Genomic DNA, 21,451 nt, shown 5'->3' with positions numbered 1-21,451 from the left:
GGGGCCTTTCTATGCACTTCCGTTTAGCGACTGAATCGGACCGGGGCCTCGTCGAAAGCCTTTGGGACTATTGTTTCGAACACCGGGAAGATCCGTTTTTCCAGTGGTATTTCAATCATTTTTATCGGCCTGAAAACGTCCTCATGGGCTTTGAAGGCGATGATATGGCCTGCCTGACCCATCTCAATCCGTATACGCTGTGCCTGCGCGGCAAAGCCATCGACACGTCGTATATCGTCGGTCTGGCAACGCATCCTGCAGCCCGGCGCAGCGGTGTCGGCGGGAAACTGTTGACGGCAGCCCTAAAGGAAATGAAGCGCCGCGGCCATTACATTCACATCCTCATGCCCAGCAAGGCCGGTTTCTATCAGCCTTATGGCTATGAACTCTATTGTCATCAGTGGAAGGAAACGATGCCCCTGGAAGCCTTGCGGCCTCTGACGGACCGGACCGTGCGCTATGCCTTTGTCAACAGCCCGGATCAGTGGCCTTATCTGGCCGCCGTTTATGAAGGTTATACGAAGGGCCTGTCCGGCTATGCCCTGCGCGATGAACAGAGCTGGCGGAGCCATATCGAGGCCCAGCTGGCCGAAGGCAATATCGCTGTCTGCTTCGATGGGGACGAACCGATTGGCTATGCCTTCTATCAGCTGGGAGAACCGACCATCATCAGCGGTGAATTTGTTTACACCTGCCGCAAGGGAAAACGGGGCCTCTTAGGCTATATGTACAACCACCGTTCTCAAGGCGAGGCCTTCCAATGGAACGAAGGCATCCATGACCAGTCCTATCGCTTTTATCCCGACGGGAAACAGGGCCATGAAACGATGCCCTTCATGACGGGACGCATCGTCGATGTCAAAGGGGCCTTGGAACAGCTTCCCTACCAGACCGACGGTACGGTTACCTTCCATACGGAAGACCCCTTGGCGGATTGGAACTGCGGGACCTTTACCTTGACAGTAAACAATGGTAAACCCGTAGTTACCCAAGAAAAGAATGAGCAGGCCGACGTTACCCTGCCCATCGGTACCCTGGCTTTATTAGCCTTTGGCGCTATGGATGTAAACGACCTGGTTTTCAATGAAAAACTACAGGGAAATGAACAGGCCCTGCAAACCCTGCAGGCCCTCTTCCCGACCGAAAAAAACTGGATCAACGAGTGGTATTAGTGTCTTTTGTGGTTCGTTGTTAGTGATTCGTGGCTCGTAGGAGCTCGTACGTGGCTCGTAATCCGTAGGGGATTATACAAATCCATGGCGGGCCGCCCTTTGGGACGGCCCCTACGAAACCATTCACTAGCCACTAACCACTAACAACTTAAAAATAGGCTGTCGCATAAGCGACAGCCTATTTTTTTTACCGATAAACAGTGTAAACGACAATCCCGGTCACGAGAAACACGGCGGTATACACCAGGAAGAGTGTGATCAGGGTATGGCGGCCGATGTTGGCGACGACCCGCCAGCCGCTCTTCATGCCGCCGGCCAGCATGACGTACAGGGAGTGGCCTGTGCTGGCCGGGACGTGAGCTGCTTCTCCAGGAAGAGCTTGGTACGTTCCTTCTACGACGGGATGGTTTCCGTGATAGGACAGGTTGTTTTCTAAAATGCCGTCCGGGTTGGAGCGGATGTAGTCGTGGACATATTCCGTATGGCCGTCTGGGGCGATGCGGGTATAGCCGTTTACATGGTGGTAACCGGACGGCGCTTTGACTAAGCCTTCGTGGCTGACGACGCCGTCATGGGCAAAGGCGCCATCGTGGGCGAAGCCGTCGGCCATGCCGCCGTCGACGACGCCGCCGGCAGCGGCTTTCAGGAAGGGCAGGACCAGGGCGATGATGACCAGGGGGATACTGCCCATGATGTTCAAAGCACCTGACGAGGAGTAACCATTCCGATAGAGCCAATACAACAAGAGCTGGAAGACGAAGGCGATAAGGGCGGCTAAGGCTGTCAAGGCCAAGACCCGAACCAGGAGAGACGCGTGAACGACTGTAAAGAAAACGTGAGGAAACGTGTTTACTATCGTTGCCAAGCCTCGGTAAATCGGCCGGTATAAGGTATTGAGCCAATCCATGCGGAAGTAGAGGACAAAGGCCAGGCCGTAGACCATAAGACCGGCAATGACAGCCCGCCAGTTCTTCAAGATGAAACCGATGCGGGCGATGAAGAGGACGATCATGATGATGAAGGCGACAGGCGCCAAAAAGGGAAATATGGCACAGAGGCCGCCGGCAATCAGGGAAAAGGCGAGCATCATGTAAATCATCTGCCAGGCCGTAACGATAAAAAAAACGACGAAGCCGCCGATGATGACCCAGGGATTAAAACCGTGGATAAAAGTATACATGAGGATAGCGAAAATCCAGATGGCACTCAAAACATTCTGCCAAGTCGTGAGTTGTGCCGATACCCACTCCCGGCGCGTCATTTGCTGTTTGTCCATAAAACACCTCGCATACGTAGTCGTTACTTTTTATAGTAGAGAAAAAGCTGTAAAAAATCAAGAACATTACAGCCCCTTTTCCTTTTTGCCAAATAGGTGTAACATGAAATTATAATTCCCCTTATTGGCACGGAGGTGTTTCTATGGATTCTTTAGGTTATTTTGGCAAGTGGTTCCCGACAGAACACAAGAAGTATACCGCTATCATCGCCATGATGTATCTTGGCGTGGTAACGACGGTACTGGGTGTGTTGTTTGAATTGGCTCTTCGGGGACTGGAAATGATCGGCCTCTTCGGCGGCCCTGTTGGGATACGGCGGACGATCGATGTCCTGACTTTTTTCAGCGGTCTCAATACACTGGCTTCGCTGGCCCTTTTTGTCATCATGATTTATCTGCTCTATAAGACGCGGGCTTTAGTCTACCTGCTCAAGATGGCCCTGGGCTATTTCGTTGTAGACCTTTTATTGATTTTGATTGCCGACCTTTTCAGTGGGACTGTCGCTGCCATTCTCTGTATTCTGGGTATCATCGCTACTATTTATGTGAATCGCAGACGTTGGCATTATATCAGCAAATACCGTCGCTATATTTACTACGTCGTCCTCAGCTGGCTCATCAGTGCCCTTTGTACGGCGGCTGTCGTCGGCCACATCGTCTATAGTATGACCCAGCTCATGTTTGGCATGACCCGTGGTGGTTATGGGACTTTCATCGGCTATGCCGTCCTCCTGGTCCTGGTCTGGATGATCCCTGTTTTCTGCCAGCATTATATCTATCGCCGGGAAGAACGGCTGGGAACTTCCTTTTACCAAGCCTTCCGTCTCATGAATACCGTTCCTTGGACGGCCGTCTTCTTTATCTTCGGGATTTCGTCGCTGGCTTCTATCGGAACGATTAGTGATGAAAAAATGTTTACATCGTTTGACTTTGACGATACAGGTGACAACCAAGCCAATCTTGAAGATAGAAAAAATGGAATGTCAACGCGGAAAGTAAATGAAGTAAATAAAAAGACCTGCCCGTACTGCGGCCATCCTGTCGAAGGCGATGCCATTTTTTGCAGTCACTGCGGCAAATCCGTCTATACGTGCCCGCAATGCCATCACGTCGTCGACCCGACGGCCAAGTTCTGCCCTTCTTGCGGAACCAGACTGCAGACTCCCGATGCCTCAGCAGGCCCTTTGCCGGACCCTTTTAGCAAGGAAACGGAACCGGCAGCAGCGCCGTCATCTGAGGTTCCCCGCCATGACATTCAGCAGAATATGCCTCCTCAACGGCCTTTGAAGGAACAATTACGGGAACATGGCAAAGTCCTCATCGCCTTAGGTGTCGTCCTGGTCCTGGCCGTAGCGGGCGGTATCTGGTATGCCCATAGTCAGCCTAAAAGCCTTCCTGCCGGTACTGGGACCCATTCGCAGCAAGTTGTCAAAACGGCCGATTCTGAACTCTCTTTAAACGGTGTTTACCTGGGACAAAGCTGGGATGAAGCCAACGACGGGCTGGGACGGGAACTCAGTACCTCCGACAGTAAGGACGGGGCCGTTCACCATAAGTTCACCGATATGGACGTCGTCGTCAAAGACAACAAAGTCATCATGTTGACGTCGTCGTCGCCGGCAGCCCAGAGCAAGCGGGGAATCCATCAGGGAAGCTCTTTCGATGATGTCGTCAATGCCTATGGCGATGACTATCAGGCCTCGGAATACGGAGCCCAGATCCATTACGAATATACTTTTAAGACCGATGACGGGAAAACGGGAATCCTGCGCTTTGCCGTCAGCAAGAACAGCCAGGCTGTCGAATACATCAGCGTCCGCCTGGCCGATGAACAGACGGATGGCGCCAAACAGGCTTTCCTGGCTTATCATAAGGATATTTCCGGGCATCACCTGCAAGAGGCCTTCCAATTGCTGACACCTGATTTCCAGACTTCCGTCGGCGGTTATGATGGTTACGCACCGGGCTATGCCAATACTTTGTCCAGTGACGTTTCCAATATCCGCCAGATCGCTTCCGGCGGGAACAAGACGACCTTTTCCTTTGCTTTGAAAGCGCGGGACCGTATCCCAGGCAGTAGTAAAGTTAAAGTGCAGTATTTCAACGGTCAGGTGACAATGGTCAAAGAGGGAGATACCTGGAAAATCAGTGATATGAGTGCCAAGAAGACGGGAGAACATGTGGAATAATTGGTATCGTCTTCATAAAGGGAAACTCAAGAAAATAGCAGTCTTATTCCTCTGCGTCGCTGTCGCCCTTTATGGCCTCTGCTTTTACATGAGTTATAAGGCAGCGGACATTTTCAACCAAGTCGTCGCTGAGCGCCAGCTCTTTCCCGGTACGGTCACCGTAGAACGGCTGACGGCGACGCCGGGCGGAACGGTGTCCTTTGAGAACCTGGTATGGAACGATGAGGACGGCCATAGGCTAGTCCAGATTCCGGAAGGCCAGTTTACTGTTAAAGTAAGGGATATCCTGACCGGTCATATTGGCACGCAGACTATTGAAGATGTGACTTTGAACCAGGCCTATATTCATTTGATTTTTAATGATAAAATGGAGTTACAACATATCAAGAAGGCCGGTGACCATCAGAGCAGCCATCCGAAGGATTTCATCAAGGTCACAGGCCCTAAGAGTAACCGTCCTTTTAATTGCCATGTCGCCCTGCATCAGGGCTCTATCGAAGCCGAAGCGCCAGGGCGCCATTTTAAAATCGGCGACGTCGAGTTCTCTTCGGATATTCACACCAAAGGTGAGACGACTATCGACTTACGGGCCGGTCACTTTTCCGGCACCCTCGACGCCCAGTCCCTGCGCATCCGCGGGAGCCTGGATTTCAAACCGGATACGCCACAGTATAACCTGTCCCTGTTGCTGAGCGACTGCAATCCCCGTTCTCTCGGAGCTGGCCTCGACATCGACGACGCGGCGACGGTGTCGGCGGATATCCGCGGCCCCTTGTATGCGCCGGTCATCGACGGGACTTTGAAGATGGACCGCCTGGACATTACGGCCCTGGTCTTTACCGATGTCGTAGGGCAGGTCCACTATGAACAGGGTCTCCTCGATGTGACCGAAGTCACAGCCAGCGTCTTTGGCGGTTCCATGAAAGGGCATGGACAAGTGAATCTGGATGATAAGTCGTATACGGCCGACATGACCGGCTCTCAGCTCAAAGGCGGCATTGCCGCTCATGACCTCTTCCTGCGCTGTAACGTCGACTTGGACCTGCATATGGAAGAAAATAAATCGGCCGGCACGAAAGCCATTTACGGTGATTTCCGTTCCGGTCCGGGCCGCTATCACAACGTACCGTTCCGGGGCATTTCCGGTTCCTTTGCTCAAGATGGAAAGACCTTGAACTTCCGGGACGTCGTCATTTCCATGTTCTTTGGCGACGTATCGACGGATGCCTTTTCCATCGTCAACGGCAAAGTCAAGATAGGGGCCATCAACATCGACTATAAAAACGGCAAGCGGAGCCGCTGGGGAAAGGGCGGCCCGCAGACCATCCGGTGAACATAGATAGAGAAAGGAGTTTTCATCATGGATATTTCACGCTATTTAGCGAAATCAGGCGAAAAAGTCGATTTGGCCCAATGGCCGACGGCCTGCGATGTGGATATCGACAAGAAAAAAGTCAAAGAAGAACTGCTGGACCAGACGATTACGGAAATGCAGGATTTACAGGAAAAACTCTTTGCCGATAACCATTACGGCTTGGTCATCGTCCTGCAGGCCATGGACGCTGCCGGGAAAGACGGGACGGTCAAGCACGTCTTTGCCCGCCTCAATCCGGCTGGCGTCAAGGTGCAGAGCTTCAAGAAGCCGAGTTCGGAAGAATTGGACCACGACTACATGTGGCGCATCAACAAGGCCCTGCCCGGCCGGGGAGAAATCGGCATCTTCAACCGCTCCCATTACGAAGAAGTCGTCGTCGCCCGCATCCACAACCTCATCAAGAGCGACGGCATGCCGGAAGAACTGGTCCGCAAGGATATCTGGGAGAGCCGCTATCGCCAGATACGCGACTGGGAACGGTACTTGTCGGAAAATGGCTTTCCTATGGTCAAGATATTCCTTCATTTGTCGAAAAACGAACAGAAGAAACGCCTGATCGACCGCATCGTGACCAAGCAGAAGAACTGGAAGTTCGACATGTCCGATATTGAAGAACGGAAATACTGGAACCGATATCAGAAAGTCTATGGCGAAGTCCTGACAGCGACGTCGACGAAGTATGCGCCCTGGTATATCGTCCCGGCTGACGACAAGTGGTACACGCGCTATGTCGTTGCCCAGATCGTCCTCAAAGCGCTCAAGGCCATTGATCCGAAGTTCCCGAAATTATCGCCGGAAGTGGAAAAGCAGCTGACCCAGTTCCGTCAGCTCCTGAAAGAAGTCGATATCAAGGATTTGAAAACTATCAAGAATGTCATTGATGAGCAGAAGGTCAAATAAGAAGTGTTCCCGATAGGGCTGAATATGCTATAATTAAAAAAGGTTCAAGGAAACCGATGAAGTTCTGTACAGGTTTTGAGATATATCTCAAGGAGGTACTGCCATGCTCGATGCAAAAGTAAAAGAATTAATTAACAAACAGATCAATCAGGAATTTTATTCGGAATATTTGTATTTAGCTTTTGCCAACTATTTCTATGATAATGGCCTCGACGGCTTTGCCAACTGGTATGATGTCCAGGCTCAGGAAGAACGGGACCACGCCATGCTCATGCGGACCTATCTGCACAACAACGGTGAACGCGTTACCTTCTCGGCCATTGCCGAACCGCAGAACGACTTTGACAGCATCAAAGCTGTCCTGAAAGCCGGCCTGGCCCATGAACAGTATGTCACATCCCTGATCAACAAGATCTATCAGGCCGCCGATAAAGTCCACGACTACCGGACCATGCAATGCTTCGACTGGTTCGTCAAGGAACAGGGTGAAGAAGAAAAGAATGCCGACGATTTGATCAAGAAATACAAGATGTTCGGCAGCGATGCCAAAGGCCTGTATTCTCTGAACCAGGAATTGCTGGCCCGTACCTATGTTGCTCCGACATTAGTCCTGTAAGTTTTACGATAATTCCATAAGCGCAATCAGGTGCGTAAGCTCAATAGAGAAGTCCGGTGCAAAACCGGCGCGGTCCCGCCGCTGTAAGGAGGAGCCAGGCTGCAAAGATGTCACTGTACGTTAGCGTATGGGAAGGCGCAGCCAGGACGATGAATCCGAGCCAGAAGAACTGCCTGATCCAGAATCACCGGTTGACCTGCGAGCGATGGGGATGGCGATTTTCATAGTTAGTGACTGTGATCGACTAAGTATGCAAAGGACTGTCGCATAAGGGTTTTACCCTCGTGTGGCAGTCCCTTTTTTTTATGTTTTTTATAAAAGGAGAGATGGTTATGTTCCACAAAAAAATGAAAACAGCGTTACTCTTGTCCTTAGCCCTGACTTCGTTCGGTGCTTTTTCGGCCCCTTCGTTTGCTGCCGGCTATACGCTGAACCCCGAAGTCAAAGACGCCACGCCGGCTTTGAAGCAGGCCGCAGAAATCGGCGTCCGTACCTATAATAACCCGGCCATGCAGAACGAAGCCAATAAAGATGCCATCCTGGTGTTGAGTTTCGGTACGACTTATAAAGACAGCCGCCAGAAGACCATCGACCGGACTGTCGACGCCATCAAGGCGGCCCATCCGGACCAGAAAGTCGTCGTCGCCTTTACGTCACATATCATCGTCGACCGCATCAAGGCCAAAGAAGGCCTGACCGTACCGACGCCGGAACAGGCTATGGCCCAGTTGAAAAAAGAAGGCTATACGCGCGTGGCCATTACGTCCCTCGACGTCATCCCCGGCATGGAATACGCTTATGACTCGGCTATTTTCGACCTCTATAAAAAGGATTTCAAAAAAATGACCCTCGGCACGCCGTTGATGTATTGGATGGGTCAGGAAGACCAGCGCGATGATATCGCTGAATTTGTCAAAGCCTTTTCGACACAGTTCCCGAAAATCGGCAAGAAAGATGCCATCCTGGTCATGGCTCATGGCACGCCTCATCCGGCCAATGCCTACTACTCCGTCGTCCAGAACCGCCTCGATGCCGCTGATCTGGGCAATGTCTTCATCTATTCCGTCGAAGGCTGGCCCCATCTGGATACTGTCATTCCTCAGCTGAAAGCCAAGGGCATCGAGAACGTCATCCTCATGCCCATGATGATGGTCGCCGGCGACCATGCCAATAACGATATGGCCGGCGCTGATGACGATTCCCATAAGAGCATCCTGGAAAAAGAAGGATTCAAAGTGACAACCTATATCCATGGCTTGGGAGAAAATGAAGCGGTCCGCCAGATGTTCGTCGAACGGGCAGATGAAGCCTGGCAGGCCCTGGAAGCCCAGTAATTTGACTTCTTGGAATTTTTTCCTACCAATTTAGTCCATTCCTTTCGTCTATCATTCCACTTGCTTCCTCTGTATACTGAAGTCACGAAATGAACATAACAAACGTGAAGAAATAGGAGATGGAAGACATGAAGCAAGTGAAAATAATTACAGCGCAAGAAGCAGCACAGCTCGTCAAAGACGGTGACGTCGTTACGACTAACGGGTTCGTCGGTTCCGGCCAGCCGGAAGCCTTGACCAGTGCCCTGGAAGAACGCTTCCTCAACACGGGTTCGCCGAAAGATTTGACCCTCATCTATGCCGCTTCCCAAGGGAATACGGACGGCCGCGGCGGCGACCACTTCGCCCACGAAGGGATGCTGAAAAAAGCCATCCTCGGCCATTGGAACGCTGTTACTTCTTTACAGAAATTAGTCAATGAAAATAAAATCCAGGCTTATAACCTGCCGCAGGGCACGTTGTCCCAGTACTTCCGCGACGTCGCAGCTCATCGCTTAGGCACGATTACCCACGTCGGCCTCGATACCTTTGCCGACCCCCGCATCAGCGGCGGCCGCCTCAATGACGTCACCAAAGAAGATTTTGTCAAAGTCATCAACATCGAAGGCCATGACCAGCTCTTCTATCCGCGCATGGATATGAATATCGGCTTCATCCGCGGGACTTATGCCGATGAATGGGGCAACGTCGTCATGAGCAAGGAAGTATCGCCTTTCGATGCTACACCGCTGGCACAGGCCGTCCATAACAGCGGCGGTATCGTCGTCGTCCAGGTCGAAAAAATCGTCAAAGGCGGCACGCTCGACCCGAAACTGGTCAAAGTACCGGGCATCTATGTCGACTATATCGTCCAGGTCGATGATGAAACGAAACGGCAGCAGTCCTTTGATTGCGAATACGATCCGTCCCTGACCGGGGAAACGACGATTCCTGTCAAAGCCCTCGATCCGGCTCCGCTCAATGCCAAGAAAGTCATTGCCCGCCGGGCAGCTCTCCTGCTCCTCAACATGAGCAATGAAGCCGTCATCAACCTGGGTATCGGTATTCCGGAACTCGTTTCGTCGGTTGCTAACGAAGAAGGCATCGGCGACAGCCTGACCATGACTGTCGAAGCCGGGGCTATCGGCGGCGTTCCCCTCGGCGGCGTCCGCTTCGGTGCTTCTGTCAATGCCGAAGCTTATATGGACCAGGCTACCCAGTTCGACTTCTACGATGGCGGCGGTCTGGACCTGACCTGCCTGGGCCTGGCTGAATGTGACAAAGACGGCAACATCAACGTATCCAAATTCGGTACGCGTATCGCTGGCTGCGGCGGCTTCGTCAACATCACCCAGAATACGAAGAACGTCGTCTTCTGCGGCACCTTCACGACAGGGAAACTCCGCGAAGAAATCAAAGATGGCGAACTGCACATCACGCAGGAAGGGAAAGTCAAGAAATTCGTCCCCGAAGTCGGCCACATTACCTTCAGCGGCAACTATGCCCGGAAACATAAACAGCATGTCCTGTACATTACGGAACGTGCCGTATTCGAAATGAAGGAAGATGGCGTCCATCTGACAGAAATCGCACCGGGCGTCGACCTCCAGAAAGATGTCCTCGACCAGATGGGCTTCAAACCGATCATCGACGACGTCAAACTCATGCCGGCCTTCCTCTTCGAAGATAAACCCATGGGCCTGAAAAAAATGAAAGAAGAAATGAATAAATAATAGTTTGTAGCACAGAGTTTGTAGTTTGCAGAAAGGCTCCCCTGATAGGGGAGCTGGCCGCCGAAGGCGGTCTGAGAGGTTTTGACACAGCCGCGGACTATGCCATGAGTTGCGGACTGTAAAAAAAGAGGCTGTCGCATTAAGACAGCCTCTTTTTAAGTATTAAGTTTGTAGTTTATAGTTTTTAGTGAAGGTTTTTAAATTTAAAACCCTCTTCTACAAACTACAAACTCCCAACTACAAACTATAAAGCAAAAGGGACTACGCATGATGGCAGAAACCTTCGTGCGATAGCCCCTACTTTTTTTTACTTCGACAAGGACAAGGTCCGTTCGATGAGGGGTTTATAGGTTTCGTATTTTTTCTTGAGTGCCTCTAAATCGTACTGGCGGTACGACGGCTGGTTCTTCATGCTCTGGAAAGCGTTGAGCAGGATGGAGTGGAGACGGTTGCTGCTGATGACGTAGAAGGAATCGGCGTCATTGTGGATATTCCGCTTGTTCTTTTTCAAGAAGCCCGTCTTGTAGTTCGAGTAGAACGATAAGTCCTTGCCCGTGTACATGTCGTCGCTGACCGTCGGCAGGAGGACGCCCGTCGTTAAATGGGGATTCTTTTCCAGGCCCTCAAAGATACTTTTTATATGATCTTTCCGTTCTTCTGCGGTCAAGCTGTATTCGATATCGGTCAGGTAGATATAGCCCGATTCGACGTAGCGCAGGAGCGACGTCGTCGGCATGATGAAGGTTATTTCCGAGGCGTTGAGGATTTCTTCCCACGTGACGCAGAGGCGCTGGATAGAGAAGGCCTGTTCGGGCGAGACCCTTTCGCTGATGTGGTCGAAGACTTCGTGGGGCAGGAGAAATTCGAAGCCGATGGTCAAGTAGAAGAAGAATTTCGTCGTCGCATAGAAGGCCGTGCGGTAGCCTAATTCATCCATTCCCAGAGAGCTGACCGTCGACATGAGGGGCTTCTTTTCGGCGCCGTTGAAGCTGAATTTTTCATAAATGTCGCCGATCAAGGATTCATCGAAGATATAGGTGCACATCTTGAAGCGGGGCTGCGTGTCCAAAGCGTACTGGACGACGAACGAGTCCTTGAGGATGATGAGGTTGGCATTGGACGTATCCTGGATATCGTAAAAGACGAAATCGATGTCCAGGAAGCTGTCGAGGATGCGGTACACCGTGAGTAAGTCATCGAAGTTTTCTTCGATCTTATCCAGGTCCAGGCCGACGCGGATGGTCAGCTTGTGCTGCAATTTCAGTCCATCGAAATACTTCCAGAATCCCGTTTTATACAAGGTGCAGAATTCACCGAGGACCAGGAGTTCCCCGTCTGATTCCAGACTTTGGATGCTCTTTTGCAGTAAGTCCGACAAGAAAGCCGACGTATCGTGATGGCCGGTAATGACTTGAATGGACGGCCGGTTTTCTTTCCCCTTGGGGGAGCGGCTCTGATTGAGCGTCGTCCGGTAAGCTGCGCAGAGATACTGGCCGATTTCAAAACCTAAGTCTTCCGTATTTTCCGAAATGGGGAAGGCCTTGAAGAATTTGGCTTCTTTCTTCTGCTTGGCAATCAGTTCGGCAAAGTACTGACCCATTTCTTCGTTGATCCGTTCGACATAACGGGAAGACGGTAATTTCGTGCCATTGCTCCATTTATTGACATACGAGACGTCATAGCCGACGACGTCGGCCAGGGAGATGAACTTGGCCTGAGTGAAGGTAATGAGCCGTTTTAACGTCGATGCATATCCATCTGAAATCACGTTGGAACCTCCTTATAAATAAGTTCATGCTATTATCTAAAACGTACAGTTCGTAAAACACATGAAATACGCTCATGTGACGTATAGATTTAATTCACCAAAGCATGTACATTTTATCACATGCCTTGGTGAACCACAACGGATTTGGACAAAAAAATTCACAAGGACTTAATTCTATGCAAAAAAGGTCAAGCCTTTCCTGTTTTGTTCCAAGCCGGTCATTTGTATACTGTAGTCACAAGGTTGGTTCAAGGCAAGGCCAATCCATTAAGAAATAGTTAGTAAATCTAAGTAACTATATTAGGAGGTTTTTTATTATGGCTTACAACAACATTAAATTCGTCAACGAAGATGGTATCGGTATTTTAACGATCAGCCGCCCGAAGGCTCTCAACGCATTGAATACGGAAACGGTTACGGAACTGAATGATTGCGTTGGTAAAATCGAAGCTGACGAATCGGTCAAAGTTGTTATCATCACTGGTGAAGGTGCTAAATCCTTCGTAGCTGGCGCTGACATCGTCGAAATGTCCACCAAGAACCCTGTCGAAGGCCGTAAATTCGGTAAAATTTCCCAGGATACCTTCACTCGCATTGAAAACCTGCCCCAGCCGGTCATCGCTGCTGTCAACGGCTACGCTCTCGGCGGCGGCTGCGAACTCGCTTGCGCTTGCGACTTCCGTTATGCTGCTGAAAACGCTAAATTCGGTCAGCCTGAAGTTGGTCTCGGCATTACACCGGGCTTCGGTGGTACACAGCGTCTCCCCCGTGTCGTAGGCCGCGGCTATGGTAAAGAAATGATCTTCCGCGCTAACATGATCGACGCTCAGGAAGCTCATCGCATCGGCTTGGTCAACAAAGTCGTTCCCCAGGAAGAATTGATGGATACCTGCAAAAAGGTAGCTAAAGAAATCATGGGCAACGCTCCTATCGCTGTACAGCTCGCTAAGACCGCTATCAACCGTGGTATCAACTGCGACGTCGTCACCGGTATCGCTTACGAAGACGAAGTATTCGCTCTCTGCTTCTCCACGGAAGACCAGAAGGAAGGCATGGACGCATTCGTCAACAAACGCGCTAAACACTTCCAGGGCAAATAATAGCGTAAGTGCTTGATTGTTAGAAAAAGGGGCTTCGCATGGCAGCCAAAGCTTCGTGCGACAGTCCCTTTCCTATAAACCTTTAGTATGGAATAAGAATTATTTTTAGGAGGAATATTTACTATGGATTTCAAACTCAGCGAAATGCAGCAGGATATTGCTAAATTGGCGAAAGACTTTGCTGAAAAAGAATTGGCACCGACTGTCAAAGAACGTGACGAAAAAGAAGTCTTTGACCGCGCTATTCTCGATAAAATGGGTACTCTCGGCCTTCTCGGCATCCCCTGGGAAGAAGAAAACGGCGGCGTAGGTGCTGACTTCCTCAGCCTGGCTGTTGCCTGCGAAGAAGTCGCTAAAGTCGACCCGTCCATCGCTCTCAGCTTTGAAGTACACACCATGCTCTGCTCCTGGCCGATCTGGAAATTCGGCACGGCTGAACAGAAAGCCAAATATTTGAAACCCTTGGCAGAAGGCACGAAACTCGGCGCTTTCGGCCTCACGGAACCGAACGCTGGTACCGACGCTTTGAACGGCTCCACGGTTGCTACGAAAAATGAAGACGGTAGCTACACCTTGAACGGTTCCAAAGTCTTCAACACCAACGGCGGCGAAGCTGACGTTACCGTCGTATTCGCTTCGACGGACAAATCCAAAGGCGCTAAAGGCATGAGCGCTTTCATTCTTGAAAAAGGCATGGAAGGCTTCACCTATGGCAAAGAAGAAGTTAAAATGGGTATCCGCGCTTCCGTACAGCGTGAACTCGTATTCCAGAACGTAAAAGTTCCGGCTGAAAACCTCCTCGGCAAAGAAGGCGAAGGCTTCAAGATCGCTATGATGACCCTCGACGGCGGCCGTGTTGGCGTTGGCGCACAGGCTCTCGGCATTGCGGAAGGCGCTTACAATGCAGCTGTTCAGTACGCTAAAGAACGTACACAGTTCGGCAAACCGATTGCTAAATTCCAGGCTATCAGCTTCATGCTCGCTGACATGAAACTCAAAATCGAAACGGCTCGTCTTGCTGTTTATCAGGCTGCTTGGAAAATGGCTCAGCCCGACGTTAAATCCTACTCCGTAGACGCAGCTATCGCTAAGAAATACGCTTCTGACGTAGCTATGCAGGTCACCACTGATGCTGTCCAGGTATTCGGCGGCTATGGCTTCACTCGCGAATACCCGGTTGAACGCTACATGCGCGACGCTAAGATCACTCAGATCTATGAAGGCACCAACCAGGTACAGCAGATGGTTATCTCCGGCGCTATCCTCAGATAAGCCTTTCTTCCTGAAAAACGAATAATAGTATAGTAAGTATATAAGAAACGCTCCATAAAAAAAGGACCTCACATGAAACTTCCGCCCATCATGTGGGGTTCTTTTTTTGCTGGAAATTAAAAAAATAAAGAATAATTATTTGTTAATTATTTCTTGACAAAAAGAGTCAAATCATGTAAGATATAGACATAACAAAGAACTAATATCAATTAAAAGTACAAAAGATTTCATGACCACCTATGAATGACATATAATATATATCTTTATATATAGAACTTGAATTTTTTATTAGAGGAGGAGTTACTATGAAAGACGTAAAATTCTATCAGCTCGAAGGTAAAAACGTATTGGCCTTGCTCAGCGGCAGTGTAGAAGGGGCTGAACCCATTGCTGTCGGCTCCGTCGATGCAGCGAAAGAAAAACACATCCCCGTCGTAAAACGCGTCGGTGATACGCTGGAAGTCACCGTTGGCTCTGTAACTCATCCGATGCTGGAAGAACATCATATTGAATGGATCGCTTTGGCAACGGACGATAAACTGGAAATCAAATTCCTCAAACCCGGTGAAGAACCGAAAGCCGTATTCGCAGCCGTAGACTCCGGTGTCGTATACGAATCGTGCAATCTCCACGGCATCTGGAAAGCTGAATTTTAATGGATGAAAAAAAGGGGCTTGTCGCGCGACGACAAGCCCCTTTTTTCGCCGGTCGCAGTTCGCAGGCCGCAGGCCAGAGCTCATCGCCTCGAGTAACCCTCGGCTCGTAAAAAAAGCCCCGATTGGGGCCAGCGTAGGGGCCGACCCGGCTAGGGCGGCCCGCTGAAATGTGATGTACACGTAATGCATGGTAAGTAAAGGAGCCTTGCGACGCGCAAAACCGTGTGAGTCGCTTATGACGAATCTCGTGACCTGATGGTGTGAAGGTATACAAGCCAGACAGAGATGTCCTAGATTCGGCAGGAGAGGTGGGACGACCGCCAACCTTTTTGCGTGTGTATATTATTTTTTCACATAACGGATTGACTTTTCTTATTGTGAAATATATAATAAATACAAAGAATAAAAGCAAGGACAAAGATGTCTTGAGAATGAACATTATGCCCTTGCTCTTTTTTTACTCTTTTGTCAAATTTACATGAAAGGATGGATGGTTATGCTTTCACGGACCTTGTTGGGAATGAGATGGGGCGACTTATCGGAAGATACGCGCCAGATGTTGTTGAACCGCGCCGATATTGATGGCTTTAATGGCGCTGATGGAGACCGTTATAGTCGAGGGACGCTCCATTTCCGCGATACCCTCATGGGAATCCAGGCCTCAGTGGAAACAGACCGTTTTTCCGGCGATATGGGAAACAACGGCATTTTCATTGATGATGATGCTGTCATTTCCCGTATCTAATCTCATTTAAATACGAACACCTTGCATAAGCCGATGATGATAAAGGCTGCAACGATGATGACACTGATAACCCGAGTCTTAGTAAAGATCTTCGGGTTATTTTGTATGTTTTTTGGCGGGACTGGCGGCGGTACTTCCTGTTTGGTGCCGCAGATGGGGCACATGAGGACGCCGTCGCGCAATTCTGTACCGCATTTTGGACAAATCATAAGCTCAACTCCTGTTCTTCTTTTATGTATACTATAGAAGGCTCTTCAGGCTGTGTCAAGAAGTTATCTTTTTGTGAGGAAAAGATACGTATAAAACCTTGTATAAATGGGGAAAATAGCATACAATTTTACTTGTCTGCTGTTTTTTTATTACCAGAGAAAAGGAGATACGCCTTGAAAAGAAAAATTGGCTTGAGTTCACAGATTTTGATCGGCTTGGTCCTCGGTGCCCTGGTCGGTTATTTATTTCCTGATTTCGGCGATAAGCTGAAACCCTTCGGCGATGCTTTCTTGCGCATGATCAAGATGATCGTCGTTCCCCTCATCTTCAGTACCCTGGTTATGGGTATTGCCGGTACGGGTGATTTTAAGAAGCTCGGCCGTTTAGGCGGTAAGGCCATCATTTGGTTCGAGTTCGCTACGACCATTGCCCTGGCTATCGGCCTGCTGTTCATGAATATTGCAGAGCCTGGCGTAGGCGTTACCTTGTCGGCGTCTGCTGCCAATGCTTCCAACGCCGCTGCAGCCAGCCAGCACAGCGTCGATCTCGTCGATTATGCCGTACACATCATCCCGACGAATATCGTCGATGCCATGGCCCGCCAGGATATGCTGCAGATTATCTTTTTTGCCTGCTTCTTTGGCGTCGCCGTCGCCCATATCGGCGGTAAAGGCGAAACCATCGTCGATATCTGTCAGAGCGTGGCCGAAGCTATGTTCAAAGTGACGGGCTATGTCATGCACTTCGCCCCTATCGGCGTCTTTGCCATGATTGCCTATACCGTTGGCAGCTATGGCATTGCCATGCTTATCCCTTTGGGGAAGCTCATCCTGTCCGTTGCCTGTGCTACGGCTCTGTTCATCTGTGTCGTCGCCCTCATTGCCAGCGTCTTTACGGGCATCAATTTCTTCCACGTCATCCGGGCCTTGAAGGACATCCTCTTCCTGGCTTTCTCGACAGCCAGTAGTGAAGCGGCCCTGCCTGGTGCCATGAAGCGTCTGGAAGAATTAGGTGTTCCCAAGACCATCGTCACCTTCGTCATGCCTACAGGCTATTCTTTCAACCTCGACGGCTCGACGCTGTACAGTTCGGCCGGTATCTTATTCATTGCCCAGCTCTACGGCATCCAGATGCCCATTGAGCAGCAGCTGTTGGTCATGGTAACGCTCATGCTGTCGACCAAGGGCATTGCCGGTGTTCCCGGTGCAGGCATCATCGTCGTTGCTGCGACGGCTGCAGCCTTCAATCTGCCGACGGAAGGCGTTGCCATCCTCCTCGGTATCGACCGTCTCCTGGATATGATCCGCACGATCTGTAACGTCTGCGGCAACTGCATGGCTACGGTCGTTGTCGCCTGCTGGGAAAAGGAATTGAACAAGGCCACGTTCAATGAAAAGTACCGCGCTTTCTTAGGCGGGAAAAATAGCTGATTATTCGCCAAACTAGACTAAATCTGTTATAATAGTAGGGTAAATAAGTGCTCCGTAAGGGTTGCCTGACGGAAAACTTCATTCATGAAGCAGCCGTGCTCCTCTGCAAAGATTTGACTGCGCAGACGAGGCGAAAGCACCATTATCCGAAAAGGGACTGTCGCACGGAGGCTTCTTCCATCATGCGTGGTCCTTTTTTCTTTAATGTTTGAGGTTTGATGTATGATGCTTGAGGCGATGGCTTTTAAATTTAAAACCAGTCACATCAAACATCAAACTTTCAACATCAAACTTAAAAAGAGGCTGTTCGACAGCCTCTTTTTCTTTAGGAGGTATAAATATGGAAACAAGAGTCGCTTTAATCGGTATCATCGTAGGGAACCGCCAGGAATCGGCTAAACTGAACGAAATCCTGCATGAATATGGCCAGTACGTCGTCGGCCGCATGGGCGTTCCTTATAAAGATAAAGACATCAACGTCATCAGCCTCATCGTCGATGCGCCGCAGGACGTCATCAGTGCGCTGTCGGGTAAATTGGGCATGCTCCCCGACGTCAGCACCAAGACGATTTATCCGCCCATGCCGCAGTAGGAGGCACGTATGCTGAAAATTGCAATCTATGGTAAAGGCGGTATCGGGAAATCGACGATGACCAGTAACTTGGCGGCTTCCTTCGCTTATTTAGGCAAGAAAGTCATCCAGATAGGCTGCGACCCCAAGGCCGATTCGACATTCAACCTCCTCGGCGGCCATCCCGTCCAGCCGGTCATGAATTATCTGCGGGAACACGACGAAGATCCGGAATCCATCGAAGATATTTCCCGCATCGGCTATGGCGGCGTCCTCTGTATCGAAACGGGAGGGCCGACGCCGGGCCTGGGCTGTGCCGGCCGGGGCATCATCGCCACTTTTTCGCTCCTCGAAGACTTAGGTCTTTTTGAAAAATACGAGCCTGACGTCGTCCTGTACGATGTCTTGGGCGACGTCGTCTGCGGCGGCTTTGCGGCGCCGATCCGCGAAGGCTATGCCGAACAGGTCCTCATCGTCACGTCTGGCGAAAAGATGGCCCTCTATGCGGCCAATAATATCAATACGGCTGTGGCCAATTTTGCCGACCGCAGTTATGCCAAGGTCCGGGGCATCATCCTCAACCGCCGCAATGTCCCCGACGAAGAAGCCAAGGTCCGGGCTTTTGCCGACCGGGCTCATTTGTCCATCGTCGGCGATATTCCCCGCAGCGATGACATCAACCGCTACGAAGATTTGGGCCAGACCGTCATCGAAGGCGATCCGGACCTGCCGATCAGCCGCACCTTCCTCGATTTGGCTCAGAAATTATTACAAGATAAGGAATGATTATGACAGAAAGAAAACCTTATGCCATTACCGTGCAGGACTTAGTGGAACGCGGCCGTGACGACATCCCGGCTGAACTCATTACGTCGACGCACCTCATTTATAATTCACCGGCCGCCCTGGCTTTCAACTCGCCTGGGGCCCAGGGCTTCGGCGTCAAACGGGCAGGCCTTTCCATTCCCGGTTCGGTCATGCTCCTCGTCGGTCCGGGCTGCTGCGGCCGCAATACGACCATCCTCAGCGAACTGGGCGGCTACAGTGATCGTTTCTTCTTCTACATCATGGATGAGACGGATATCGTCACGGGCCGCCATTTAAAGAAAATTCCCCAGGCCGTCTGTGAAGTCGTCGACAGCCTGGCTGAAAAGCCGTCGGTCGTCATGATCTGCATGACTTGTGTCGACGCCCTGCTGGGCACCGATATGGAACGGGTCTGCCGAAAAGCGGAAAAAGAAGCGGGTCTGCCCGTCGTGCCCTGCTATATGTACGCCCTGACCCGGGAAGGCCGCAAGCCGCCTATGGTCGATGTCCGCCGGGCCATTTATTCACTGCTGGAAAAACAGCCGCGCCGCCGCCGGACGGTCAACCTTTTGGGCTATTTCGCGCCCTTGCAGGACGACTGTGAAATCTACGATATCCTCCGCGGCGTCGGCTTTACGCAGATCAACGAAATTTCCCGCTGCCCCGACTTTGCTGCCTATAAAGCCATGTCTCAGGCCAACGTCAATTTCATCCTCAACCCGGAATCGCGCCTGGCTGCTCAGGATATGGAGAAACGGCTGGGGATTCCCAGCGTCGAACTGACGCGGCTCTACCAGGTCGCTCAGATCCACAAACAGTACCAGGCCCTGGCCCAGGTATTGGGGACGGAGATCGACGACAGTTCCTGGCACGAACGGGCCCAGGCCGTCGTCGGGAAGATGCGGGAGAAATACAGTGGGACGACTGTCGCCATCGGCGAGATGCAGAACGGCAATGCCTTTGAGATGGCCTTAGCCCTGACCCGCTATGGCTTCGTCATCAAAGAAATCTACGCCAACCTGGGACCGGATGACTTCGTCTACCTCCGCCATCTGGCCGCTTTGAGCCCGGATACGGAAGTCTACTCGAACTTATCGCCGTCTATGCTCTATTACCAGGGCCAGGATCATCCTGTCGACGTCACCATCGGCAAGGATGCCGCATATTACCATGAACAGGCCGCTCATCTTCATTGGGATGAAGATATCCAGCCCTTCGGCTATGCCGGAGTCATTTCCCTGTTACAGGGACTGGATCGGGTCCTGTCGGAAAGGAAGCATCCATGAAAGGTTTATGGAAATATATTTCACCCTTTGCTCCGGACGACTCCGGCGCGGCTGCCGTCCTCTACGGACTGAATGGCATTGTCGTCATCTGCGACGCCGGCGGCTGTGCCGGCAATATCTGCGGGTTTGACGAACCGCGCTGGTTCAGTGGCAAAAAAAGTGCCGTCTTCAGCGCCGGCCTGCGCGATATGGACGCCATCCTCGGCCGTGACGACCGCCTGGTCGACAAGCTCTGTGATGCGGCCAAGACAATCGATGCGTCCTTTGCGGCCATCGTCGGCACGCCGGTCCCTTCCGTCATCGGTACGGACTACAAGGCCTTGAAGCGCATGGCTGAAAAGCGCTTGTCCCTGCCGGTCGTTACCGTCGATACGACGGGGATGGACTATTACGACAAGGGCATTGAAAAGGCCTATGAGGCCCTGTTCCCGGCCCTGATCGACCCGTCACAGCAGGCCGAAGCCGATACGGTCGGCGTCCTCGGCGCCGTCCCGCTGGAACTGATGCATCCCGGCGATATCGAATGGATCAGCCAGTCCCTGGTCGAAGACGGCTGGCAGCAAATCCTCTTGTTCGATGAAATCGAAGATTACCGCAAGGCCGGCAAGGCCTCTCTCAATCTCGTCGTGTCGCCGGCGGGCCTGAAAGCGGCTCAGTATCTGAAAGAGACTTTTGGTACGCCTTATGAGCTCCATTACTTCGGCCTCGACGCCGTCGTCGATTTCGATGACAACCTCTTTGCCGGTAAGAACGTCCTCATCATCCATCAACAGGTGGCCGCTTCGGCCATGGCCGCCATGGCGGAAGAAGCAGGCGCTGCCTATGTGACGACGGCTTCGTGGTTCATGGAACTTCCGGGACCGCAGTCGACGGACTACGTACAGCTCCGGGAAGAAGATGATTTGCGCCAGCTGGCCGATAACGACCATTTCGACGTCATCCTCGGCGATGCCTATTTCCGCCGGGCCCTGCCGAATTTCCACGGTCAGTACATTGATTTCCCGCATTTCGCTGTATCCGGGAGGGGATAAG

General features: G+C 51.3%; 19 protein-coding genes and 1 riboswitch. Of the genes, 16 read left to right on the top strand and 3 right to left on the bottom strand.

What is annotated here, in order from left to right; all coding sequences use genetic code 11:
• The first annotated feature begins 11 nt into the window (after positions 1-11).
• Positions 12-1,172, top strand: a complete 1,161-nt coding sequence (gene eis / locus NOS26_RS03800; RefSeq protein WP_014015438.1) for an enhanced intracellular survival protein Eis — start codon at positions 12-14, stop codon at positions 1,170-1,172.
• A 187-nt stretch (positions 1,173-1,359) separates the two neighbouring features.
• On the opposite strand, the gene NOS26_RS03795 is transcribed toward eis, so the two are convergent.
• Positions 1,360-2,448, bottom strand: coding sequence for a hypothetical protein (locus NOS26_RS03795; protein WP_255917303.1), 1,089 nt, complete (start codon positions 2,446-2,448; stop codon positions 1,360-1,362).
• Between the two features lie 143 nt (positions 2,449-2,591).
• Here NOS26_RS03795 and NOS26_RS03790 point away from each other — a divergent pair, with 143 nt between their 5' ends.
• The 6 genes from NOS26_RS03790 (at position 2,592) to NOS26_RS03765 (ending at position 10,574) form a co-directional block, all read left to right on the top strand.
• Positions 2,592-4,637, top strand: coding sequence for a zinc-ribbon domain-containing protein (locus tag NOS26_RS03790; protein WP_255917302.1), 2,046 nt, complete (start codon positions 2,592-2,594; stop codon positions 4,635-4,637).
• Entirely contained in the window at positions 4,627-5,970 is a 1,344-nt protein-coding gene (locus tag NOS26_RS03785; RefSeq protein ID WP_255917301.1) for a hypothetical protein, read from the top strand. Before NOS26_RS03790 ends, NOS26_RS03785 begins: the two co-directional genes overlap by 11 nt.
• A gap of 27 nt (positions 5,971-5,997) precedes the next feature.
• Positions 5,998-6,912 (top strand): polyphosphate kinase 2 family protein, encoded by a 915-nt coding sequence (locus tag NOS26_RS03780; protein WP_014015434.1) that lies wholly within the window; start codon positions 5,998-6,000, stop codon positions 6,910-6,912.
• Between the two features lie 103 nt (positions 6,913-7,015).
• Entirely contained in the window at positions 7,016-7,528 is a 513-nt protein-coding gene (locus tag NOS26_RS03775; RefSeq protein WP_014015433.1) for a ferritin, read from the top strand.
• An 11-nt stretch (positions 7,529-7,539) separates the two neighbouring features.
• A riboswitch (cobalamin riboswitch) is annotated at positions 7,540-7,720 on the top strand.
• 155 nt (positions 7,721-7,875) lie between these two features.
• A complete protein-coding gene (locus tag NOS26_RS03770; protein WP_370687616.1) occupies positions 7,876-8,862 on the top strand; it encodes a sirohydrochlorin cobaltochelatase in 987 nt (328 codons plus the stop codon).
• 128 nt (positions 8,863-8,990) lie between these two features.
• Positions 8,991-10,574 carry an acyl CoA:acetate/3-ketoacid CoA transferase gene (locus NOS26_RS03765; protein WP_014015431.1) on the top strand — a complete coding sequence of 528 codons (1,584 nt, stop codon included), beginning with the start codon at positions 8,991-8,993 and terminating at the stop codon, positions 10,572-10,574.
• Positions 10,575-10,881: 307 nt separating this feature from the next.
• Here the strand turns inward: NOS26_RS03765 and NOS26_RS03760 are convergent, their stop codons facing one another.
• A complete protein-coding gene (locus tag NOS26_RS03760) occupies positions 10,882-12,342 on the bottom strand; it encodes a hypothetical protein (RefSeq protein WP_014015430.1) in 1,461 nt (486 codons plus the stop codon).
• 317 nt (positions 12,343-12,659) lie between these two features.
• Between NOS26_RS03760 and NOS26_RS03755 the strand changes: the two genes are divergently transcribed.
• The 4 genes from NOS26_RS03755 (at position 12,660) to NOS26_RS03740 (ending at position 16,115) form a co-directional block, all read left to right on the top strand.
• On the top strand, positions 12,660-13,442 hold the full coding sequence (locus tag NOS26_RS03755; protein WP_014015429.1) for an enoyl-CoA hydratase-related protein: 783 nt from the start codon (positions 12,660-12,662) through the stop codon (positions 13,440-13,442).
• A 123-nt stretch (positions 13,443-13,565) separates the two neighbouring features.
• Complete coding sequence (locus NOS26_RS03750; RefSeq protein WP_014015428.1) at positions 13,566-14,714, top strand: acyl-CoA dehydrogenase; 1,149 nt, start codon at positions 13,566-13,568, stop codon at positions 14,712-14,714.
• A 305-nt stretch (positions 14,715-15,019) separates the two neighbouring features.
• On the top strand, positions 15,020-15,370 hold the full coding sequence (locus NOS26_RS03745; protein ID WP_014015427.1) for a desulfoferrodoxin family protein: 351 nt from the start codon (positions 15,020-15,022) through the stop codon (positions 15,368-15,370).
• 496 nt (positions 15,371-15,866) lie between these two features.
• On the top strand, positions 15,867-16,115 hold the full coding sequence (locus NOS26_RS03740; protein ID WP_014015426.1) for a hypothetical protein: 249 nt from the start codon (positions 15,867-15,869) through the stop codon (positions 16,113-16,115).
• Positions 16,116-16,117: 2 nt separating this feature from the next.
• Here NOS26_RS03740 and NOS26_RS03735 read toward each other — a convergent pair whose 3' ends face one another.
• Positions 16,118-16,324 carry a zinc-ribbon domain-containing protein gene (locus NOS26_RS03735; protein ID WP_014015425.1) on the bottom strand — a complete coding sequence of 69 codons (207 nt, stop codon included), beginning with the start codon at positions 16,322-16,324 and terminating at the stop codon, positions 16,118-16,120.
• A 174-nt stretch (positions 16,325-16,498) separates the two neighbouring features.
• Between NOS26_RS03735 and NOS26_RS03730 the strand changes: the two genes are divergently transcribed.
• The 5 genes from NOS26_RS03730 (at position 16,499) to NOS26_RS03710 (ending at position 21,450) form a co-directional block, all read left to right on the top strand.
• Complete coding sequence (locus NOS26_RS03730) at positions 16,499-17,755, top strand: dicarboxylate/amino acid:cation symporter (protein ID WP_014015424.1); 1,257 nt, start codon at positions 16,499-16,501, stop codon at positions 17,753-17,755.
• A 340-nt stretch (positions 17,756-18,095) separates the two neighbouring features.
• Entirely contained in the window at positions 18,096-18,347 is a 252-nt protein-coding gene (locus tag NOS26_RS03725) for a TM1266 family iron-only hydrogenase system putative regulator (RefSeq protein WP_014015423.1), read from the top strand.
• A gap of 9 nt (positions 18,348-18,356) precedes the next feature.
• Positions 18,357-19,112: an AAA family ATPase gene (locus NOS26_RS03720; RefSeq protein ID WP_014015422.1), complete on the top strand. Its 756-nt coding sequence runs from the start codon at positions 18,357-18,359 to the stop codon at positions 19,110-19,112.
• Positions 19,113-19,114: 2 nt separating this feature from the next.
• On the top strand, positions 19,115-20,419 hold the full coding sequence (locus tag NOS26_RS03715; protein ID WP_014015421.1) for a nitrogenase component 1: 1,305 nt from the start codon (positions 19,115-19,117) through the stop codon (positions 20,417-20,419).
• Positions 20,416-21,450, top strand: coding sequence for a nitrogenase component 1 (locus tag NOS26_RS03710; protein ID WP_072983743.1), 1,035 nt, complete (start codon positions 20,416-20,418; stop codon positions 21,448-21,450). The genes NOS26_RS03715 and NOS26_RS03710 overlap by 4 nt, the downstream gene beginning before the upstream one ends.
• Position 21,451 lies beyond the last annotated feature (1 nt).

Origin of the sequence: Megasphaera sp. SC8-1 (assembly GCF_024436295.1) — a bacterium.
GTDB lineage: Bacteria > Bacillota > Negativicutes > Veillonellales > Megasphaeraceae > Megasphaera > Megasphaera elsdenii.
The sequence above is the reverse complement of the archived record's forward strand: the minus strand, read 5'-3'. Positions and strand labels throughout refer to the sequence as shown.